This is a genomic window from Paenibacillus violae (genome assembly GCF_032461945.1).
GTDB classification, from domain to species: Bacteria; Bacillota; Bacilli; order Paenibacillales; family NBRC-103111; genus Paenibacillus_E; species Paenibacillus_E violae.
The window spans coordinates 351,923-359,361 of sequence record NZ_JAWCUD010000008.1 but is presented as its reverse complement, the minus strand read 5'-3'; the positions used below and the strand labels follow the sequence as shown (position 1 = coordinate 359,361).

The window sequence follows — 7,439 nt, the reverse complement described above, 5'->3', positions numbered from 1 at the left end:
GGCAGGTTGCCTACGTGTTACTCACCCGTCCGCCGCTAAGCACCGAAGTGCTCCGCTCGACTTGCATGTATTAGGCACGCCGCCAGCGTTCGTCCTGAGCCAGGATCAAACTCTCCATAATAGAAAAGCTTAATTGTACTCATTGACTTGCTAGCGAGATTATTCATCTCATTTATAGTCGATTACTCGACTGTGCTTACTCACTCATTGTTCAGTTTTCAAAGATCAATTTCTTTCGCATTCCGTCCCGCTCTCGCGGCCGGAATTACAATATAGCATATTCAACCAATCAGATGCAAGCTTTATTTTTACAATATTCGATAAAGTTTTCAGCTCGTCTTGGCCGGATAGACAATATACCATGGTGGTTAAAATAATGCAACCCTATTCCACATTTTTTTAGGAATGTCCATGATCGAGCATGTCTTCTACTAGTTCCTGTTCGAAACGCTCTTTCAAAGCATCGTTGCTGGGAGCTATGGATAAGCTGATCTCTTTAAACTCCCGGACGATATTCTGCACGCCTTCCAAGTTGCCGCTCTGGGCTAAATGATCGGTTTGCTCAATAACGTGATAAGCGATCGCTTGGTAAGCGTCAGTGAAGCTCTGCTCCACATTGGCTGCAACTCGATAGTCCGCGTAAAATCTTTTGAATGTCTCCATCAATGTTTCGTTCATATTCATGCCACTCCTTTCAAGATAAAGAACAGTTTCCCACAAGGAATGAAAGTTTATACGGCATAAAAGCACAACAGCCCCCTGCTGTAAGAAGCAAGGAGCTGTTATGAATATTCAACCTTTTTATATCTCTATATGAATTCTCTTATTATTTTACATCAATTGTAGTAACAACTTGGTTTTGTCCTTTAAGCTCAACAACATGGGTAGGTGTAAAGTTACCAAGGTTACCAGTCAACGCAACATTAGCTGCAACGTTATAAACCGTAGTTTGGCTTACACCATTGATCGTTTGCGTAATGGAAATTGAAGTGATTTTACCTTGTCCATCTACAGTAGTACTATTTAATGTACCTACAACATCAAAGCTTTGGTTAGCATCAGCCATTTTAGTAACTTCTACGAAAACTACTTGATTGTTGAAAGAACGAACTTTCACTTCATCACCTACTTGAATGGCAGAAGCAGCTACTTTCACACCGTTACGCAAGATGAATGCATCCGGGTGAAGAACATAGTTTGTTGTAACTCCCGCTTTCGTTACTGGAAGCACATTGTTGTATACAGCTGCGTTCACAGTTCCAGCAGTGGAGTTTTGGTCATCAGGCATTTGGTTGCCTGTACGATCCAGTAGTGCCGCTAATTGTGCACGAGTCACGTTTTGGTTCGGTCTGAATGTGTTGTCTTCGAAGCCATCAACAAGACCTTTTTCGATAGCTACTGCAACATATCCTACAGATCCAGCAGGGATTTGTTTAGCATCTTTAAATGTAAGCTGAGTGTTCATTTTTGCTTTAGCTTCGGACTCTAGTTTCAGAGCTTTCACTAACAGCGTTGTTGCCCATAGGCGATCCGCTTCTTTATTTGGTTGAACAGAGTCATCGCTTTCTGTGAATAGATCGTTTTCAAGCGCTACGGCTACGTATCCTACTGCCCATGCAGGGATTTTGTCCGCATCTTTGAAGTTTAGTTTGGTTGCCATTTCTGTAGCAGATTCCGCTTGCTCACGCAATCCCATCAATCTTACAGCAGCTGTAATCGCTTCAATGCGGGAAACGGATTTATCTGGTTTGAATGTACCATCTTCGTATCCTTCAAACACTTGTTTGGATGCCAAGCTAGCTATGTAACGCATTGCCCATTGAGCACCTTTGAGGTCGTCAAAGTTAATGCGGATTTGAATGTTGCCGCTAATTTTACCGTTGTTGTTTTTACCGTTATTAATAGAAGTGGTATAGCTATTGTTACCTTTACCACGATCATCATGGTCATTCCCTTTGGCAAACGCTGCAGAAGCGCCTCCCATTACCATTGTTAAAACAAGTCCTGTTGCTACAGCTTTCTTCATTAGGTTCTTTTTCATATCAAGTTCCCTCTCCCATATTCATATAGTTGGTATAAATAATGTGGAGCCTTCGCGAAGGGTTCCTGGTTATGCTACAACAATTCGCCATTGCAAATATGTTTAGGGGGGTTGGAGAAATAAATCTTTAAAACTTGAAATTTGTCGAGTCTATTAAATCCCCCCTGAAACTGCTAAACTTAACGATATAAAACACTACCGCAAAAGGAGTTCATGTATGCGTTTACGTAATTCCAGAGTTCAGCTCGTTATTGCTCTAGCCGTTATTCTAATTGCGTTGTCAGTCTTCTCTTATAGCAAAATCGGGCTCAAGCAAGCAAATGTGGAACCTGCTGTTGTTACAGTGCCGACCAGCACGCATCAAGATTCTCCTACTACTAGTGAAGCCCCACCAACACCGCCCGTAGAAACCAAAAATACGTATCCGTCCGAGCAATTTGACGTTGTAGTAATCGGCAGCGAGCTAGAAGGCCTCTATCTGGCGAGGGCGGCTGCAGACGAAGGTTTGAAGGTAAAAGTGTTGGATCCTCATAAAGCTTTTGGAGGCCAGATCCTTCAGAGTCAAATGTTGTTTTTGGATGAAACGCGTGACGATCAAGGCCATTTATTAGTGCAGGGCCGTGCTAAAGAATTGTTCGATGGTTTCCGAAACGCCAAAATCCGTAAACTTTCAGAATTTTCAACGTATATGGATAAACTGGTCAAAAATATTCCTGTCGAATCCGGCGTTATCTTAAATGACATTGAGCAAATCAACACGCCAGACAGCATGCACAAAGTCGTTTCTATCGTTTACACGACGGAAAAGAATGAAAAGAAGAAGATTACGGCCGGCTACTGGGTCGATAACAGTGATTACGCCGCACTCATCTCGCGACTAGATGCTAAGAGATTGCCAGGACTGGAGAAGTTCTATGGGCAAAAAGATATCGAGTACATGAGCGCCGGTATGATGATGAAGTTCACGCACGTCGATTGGAAAAAGTTCAGTACAACTTTCAACGCGTTAAAACCTGAAGAGAAGTCCAAACAATTTGGCGGCGGTTCTGTCAATGACAGCTATGCGATCGGGCTAAGCGGTATGACAAAGGCTTATCATCCTTCCAATGACCGCGTATTCCTAAGAGGTTTAAATGCTGTGAATCAAAGAGACGGGGAAGTTTTGATTAACGCCCTTCTGGTGTACACCGTTGACCCGTCCAAACCCGAATCCATCCAAGAAGCTGTTACACTCGGCAACAAAGAGACGGCATCCATTCTGGGTCATTTCCGTAAAACCTTACCCGGTTGGGAGCATGCCGAACTTGGGGAATTGCCGACTTACCCTTACGTAAGGGAATATAATCACTACGAAATGGATTATGTCTTAAAGCCGTCCGACCTGCTTTCAGGCGCCATGTTCTGGGATAATGTCAGCATTGGCGGCTATCCGCTCGATTTGCAGGGCACTAGCGCTAACAAGTGGGGCATCGAGATGGGCCGTCCTGATAAATACGGGATGCCGCTGCGCAGCTTTTTATTAAAAAACTACGACAATGTCATTGCCGCCGGGAAAAATGTGGGCTCCTCAGCAATCGCATACGGAAGTACAAGAATTCAACCAAATACGAGTCTGGCTGCTGAATCCATTGGTGTCATACTGGGACAGTTACACGGCAAACAAAAGCTTAGAGAAATCACGCCTGAGGAGATGGCCAAGTTACAGCAGTACTTAGCTGCTCATTATCAAATCAAGTTAACCGGGGTAACCGGCACCAACAAAATCAGCGGCTGGAACGAAGATGAGATTAGAAAGCTGGATAGCGGAGAAATTACTTATCCTAGCTACGTGAAAACTCGCAAAAAACCAGCTGTGAAATAACTAAACCCGTGCATTCGTTTCTTGAGCGAGTGTGCGGTTTTTTTACGAAAATTTAATTAAAAAAGTTGTTGAAAAACCGGACTCCCAGCCATATAATAAGCAATATACTTAAGTTCACTTACAAACACTTACGTGAAAGGAGTGAGAAACCTTTGTTTCAAGAAGAAAGACTCATATCCATTATTGATTACTTAAAATCAAATAAGCGCATTACGGTTGACCTAATTTGCGAGCTGTATGATGTATCACGAGATACCGCCCGGCGTGACATGGTGAAACTTGAAGAACAGGGCCGTATTGTGCGAACACGCGGCGGTGCCATCCTCCCCACACTTTCCAAAGAAGTCGGCAATTACGAACAACGACTCCAAGCAGAGTCTTCTTCCAAATTAACCATCGGCAAAACAGCCGCAGGACTCATTCAAGATGGCGACTATATCATGATGGATGCCTCCACAACAGTGCTGCATGCTGCAAACGCACTGACATCCAAACATAATGTAGTGGTGACAAGCTCTATAGAAATCGCTGCTATTTTAACCCGTAAAGATGAAACTACGATTCACATTCTTGGAGGCGTGTTGGATAGCAAACACCATAGCGTCTACGGCGCAAAAGCGATCGAGATGTTGAACGATTACCACGTCGATAAGCTTCTGATCGGAACCTGCGGAATTACGGAGGAAGGGCTGTCAGCCCCCAATGAAGAGGACAGCTATTTAGTCCGCGCCATGATCCAACATGCTGACCAAGTCATCGTTCTAGCGGATCATTCTAAGTTCGGTAAGCGGCTGTTCCATCGTGTGGTCGGTTTTGAAAGCATCGATATCCTGGTCACAGACCAAGACTTGAGCTCCGAAATGAGAGAGAAATTACTGGCAAGTGAAGTTGAAATCGTTTTGGCAAAAGGAGATGACTTAGATGATTAAGCTTATCGTAAGTGATTTGGATGGTACTTTGCTCGATCACAGCAAGAAAGTTAGTTCAAGAGAGCAAGCTGCGCTGAAAAAAGTGAAAGAAGCCGACATCCTGCTTTGCCTGGCCTCAGGAAGAATGAATGTGGAGATGCAGCAGGTTTTAGAGGAAATTGGACATCGTGCCTACTCCGTATCGCAGAATGGCGCATTCATTCATTTGGAAGATGGCTCGTTTCTGAAATCTCAGCTTTTTGAGCCTGAATTAGCGTATCAAGTGTACCAATTGCTGAAAGATTTTGACGTCGTGAAGATCGTTTGCTCAGGTGAAGCCAATTACATCACGCATTTGACGCCCGCTTCCGATGAGGTTCAGTCACGTACATTCCGGCCTTTTATTATAAAAGAGGACATCGAGCAGTCGCTGCAAGCCGAGCTTCCTATTTGTAAGATTTCTACATTCGGGGATATTCAAATCCTTCTGGCACTTAAAGCATTAATAGAAGAAAAGCTGGGCGATCAAGTTGAGCTGTTCATCTCCGACAAAGATTGCTTGGACATCATGCCACGGCAAGTTTCAAAAGGCAACTCCCTCCTCGTCCTCATGGAGCAATTGGGTCTAAAACCTGAGGAAATTGCCTGTGTTGGTGATTCCTTCAATGATGTATCCATGTTCGGGATTACTCCGCATAGTTTTGCTATGAAAGGTGCTCATCCGGAGGTCAAACAAAAAGCGAACTATCATGTCGAGTCTGTCGCTGAAGTCGTTGATCATGTATTTGCCTATAACGATAAATACATGCAAGAGCAAAAAGGAAGCACAATGGTATGAGAAGATTATTAATTATGGGGTGCCTGTCCTATTTATTAACGGGCTGTACCCACGTTATTTTTGGAGCGGTATTACCCGAGCTGCTCACTCATTATGGACGCAGCTACAGCGATGGCGGCTTGCTGGTGTTCCTTGAATTCGGCGGGTTTTTGCTTGGCGTGCTCAGCATGCCCGCATTTAGCCGCCGTTTCAGCCGCCGAAACACGATTACGACGGCTTTCGGCTTGCTTTTCCTGGCCATGATGACGATCGTCATGCTGCCCCCTTGGGCTTTGGCCGTAAGCCTCACCTTCGTAGCCGGCGTGGCTTTCGGACTCGTAGAAGCAAGCATTTCAACCTTCGTGTTAATGGCGGCAAAGGATAAGCAAGCCTCGGCCTTCAGCACGCTTGAAGTTTTCTTCGGACTTGGCGCACTATTTATGCCGATTGTATCCAGTATTTTGATTGCCAATGGGTTATGGAAATATGGATTTATGCTGCTGGGAATAAGCGCGCTTGCAACAGGACTCATCTGGTCTAAGCTTTCCTTGGGCGAACATGACGAATTATTGGCTCACAAAGCCGACAAGACGCAGCAAGAGGTAAAACCGCCAGCTCTGACAAGAAGTTCGTTAACTTTCCTTATTCTGTTCATGTTTGTTTTCTTCATCTATGTAGGGATGGAAAATACGATCGTTAATTTCCTGCCTTCGATCTTTATCGATCAAATGCACACTTCAAGCTCTCTATCCTCTTTGGCGGTAACAGCTTATTGGATTGCCATGGTGGCTGGTCGTCTATTTGCCGGTGTGCTTGCCGAGAAAATGACCTATTTCCGTTACTTGGCCGTCGCTTTTGGCGGCAGTTTGATAACCGTCTTCTTGTGGCTGTTCAGCACGCAGTTATGGAGCAGCTTCGCTATTGTTCTGCTGCTTGGACTCTTCATGTCAGGAATGTTCGCTGTAGCTCTTATTTATGCGAATCAATTACTCCCTGGACGCACGGAGCAAACAACAAGCACGCTTATCGCTGCTGGTGGTTTAGGCGGATCCGTCATTCCGCTTGGCGTCGGGTGGGGAATGGATAAGTTTCAAGTCGGCTTATCGATTTGGTTTGTGTTAGTTGGCATGTGTGTGGTTTTCGGCATTGTTCTCTATTCGCGTAGATGGAAAGTTCAGGCTTCGAGTTAAAAAAAAGGACAACCCGCTCATCGGGTTGTCCTTTTTGGTTCTGCCGCGCTATTACCGCAGAGCCTTTAATTGAATAAGTACGGCTTTCTCCTCGAACTGTACATCCTTCACTCCTATTAGAAGCGGCAAGTGATCTTCGATCGAGAGTTCGATTGGAGCGAATTGAAGCCACTCCTTCGGAACTTGTATGCCCCTAACCATCGTACTCTGATGCTGAATGATCACATTCGGCGGATCCCACGCCAAGGTAAAAAGCAATTGGGCGCCAACTGGCAGCTTGTCCTGCCATTTAACATTGACATCAGCGACGAGGTTGCTTCCCTGCAAGGTAAGCCTAGCTCCTTCGATTCGAATGCCGTTGGGCAGATTTTGGTGGGCTGACAGCTGTTTTTTAACCAGATTGTTCAAATCTTGCTCTGTGATCTGAACCTCGAGCTTCCGGTTTTTGACAATGTCCGCGATTTTACTGCCAATTGAAATTTCTTGATAATTCAGGTCTAAATCCTCGGTAGGTTGGATGTGCCGGATGAACAACACCGTGGTGGCCGCAAGGATAAGGACGACCACGATGAGAAAAATAAATCGTTTTTGCAGCACGTTGCAACACCCCGCAGAAGACAGA

7 protein-coding genes and 1 rRNA gene are annotated in these 7,439 nt (G+C 44.9%); 4 read left to right on the top strand and 4 right to left on the bottom strand.

Features of this window, described 5'->3' with window-relative positions; translation table 11 throughout:
* From RQP52_RS23030 to RQP52_RS23020, 3 genes are all read right to left on the bottom strand, one after another.
* Nucleotides 1-121 (bottom strand): 16S ribosomal RNA (locus RQP52_RS23030); the annotation flags it as partial.
* A gap of 278 nt (nt 122-399) precedes the next feature.
* Nucleotides 400-678, bottom strand: a complete 279-nt coding sequence (locus tag RQP52_RS23025; protein ID WP_315954013.1) for a hypothetical protein — start codon at nt 676-678, stop codon at nt 400-402.
* Nucleotides 679-826: 148 nt separating this feature from the next.
* Complete coding sequence (locus RQP52_RS23020) at nt 827-2,026, bottom strand: S-layer homology domain-containing protein (RefSeq protein ID WP_315954012.1); 1,200 nt, start codon at nt 2,024-2,026, stop codon at nt 827-829.
* A gap of 232 nt (nt 2,027-2,258) precedes the next feature.
* On the opposite strand from RQP52_RS23020, the gene RQP52_RS23015 reads away from it, so the two are divergent.
* From RQP52_RS23015 to RQP52_RS23000, 4 genes are all read left to right on the top strand, one after another.
* Nucleotides 2,259-3,902 carry an FAD-dependent oxidoreductase gene (locus tag RQP52_RS23015; RefSeq protein WP_315954011.1) on the top strand — a complete coding sequence of 548 codons (1,644 nt, stop codon included), beginning with the start codon at nt 2,259-2,261 and terminating at the stop codon, nt 3,900-3,902.
* A gap of 152 nt (nt 3,903-4,054) precedes the next feature.
* Complete coding sequence (locus tag RQP52_RS23010; protein WP_315954010.1) at nt 4,055-4,831, top strand: DeoR/GlpR family DNA-binding transcription regulator; 777 nt, start codon at nt 4,055-4,057, stop codon at nt 4,829-4,831.
* Nucleotides 4,824-5,648 (top strand): HAD family hydrolase, encoded by an 825-nt coding sequence (locus RQP52_RS23005; RefSeq protein ID WP_315954009.1) that lies wholly within the window; start codon nt 4,824-4,826, stop codon nt 5,646-5,648. Before RQP52_RS23010 ends, RQP52_RS23005 begins: the two co-directional genes overlap by 8 nt.
* Nucleotides 5,645-6,817, top strand: a complete 1,173-nt coding sequence (locus RQP52_RS23000; protein WP_315954008.1) for an MFS transporter — start codon at nt 5,645-5,647, stop codon at nt 6,815-6,817. Before RQP52_RS23005 ends, RQP52_RS23000 begins: the two co-directional genes overlap by 4 nt.
* A gap of 51 nt (nt 6,818-6,868) precedes the next feature.
* On the opposite strand, the gene RQP52_RS22995 is transcribed toward RQP52_RS23000, so the two are convergent.
* The gene (locus RQP52_RS22995) at nt 6,869-7,414 is read right to left on the bottom strand and encodes a hypothetical protein (RefSeq protein WP_315954007.1); all 546 of its coding nucleotides are present in this window, start codon (nt 7,412-7,414) and stop codon (nt 6,869-6,871) included.
* Between the last annotated feature and the right edge of the window lie 25 nt (nt 7,415-7,439).

Bases quoted from the DNA above. Each gene is read 5' to 3' on its own strand.
- RQP52_RS23025 (WP_315954013.1), bottom strand. From the start codon at position 678: ATGAACGAAACATTGATGGAGACATTCAAAAGATTTTACGCGGACTAT.
- RQP52_RS23005 (WP_315954009.1), top strand. From the start codon at position 4,824: ATGATTAAGCTTATCGTAAGTGATTTGGATGGTACTTTGCTCGATCAC.
- RQP52_RS23000 (WP_315954008.1), top strand. From the start codon at position 5,645: ATGAGAAGATTATTAATTATGGGGTGCCTGTCCTATTTATTAACGGGC.
- RQP52_RS23020 (WP_315954012.1), bottom strand. From the start codon at position 2,026: ATGAAGAAAGCTGTAGCAACAGGACTTGTTTTAACAATGGTAATGGGA.
- RQP52_RS23015 (WP_315954011.1), top strand. From the start codon at position 2,259: ATGCGTTTACGTAATTCCAGAGTTCAGCTCGTTATTGCTCTAGCCGTT.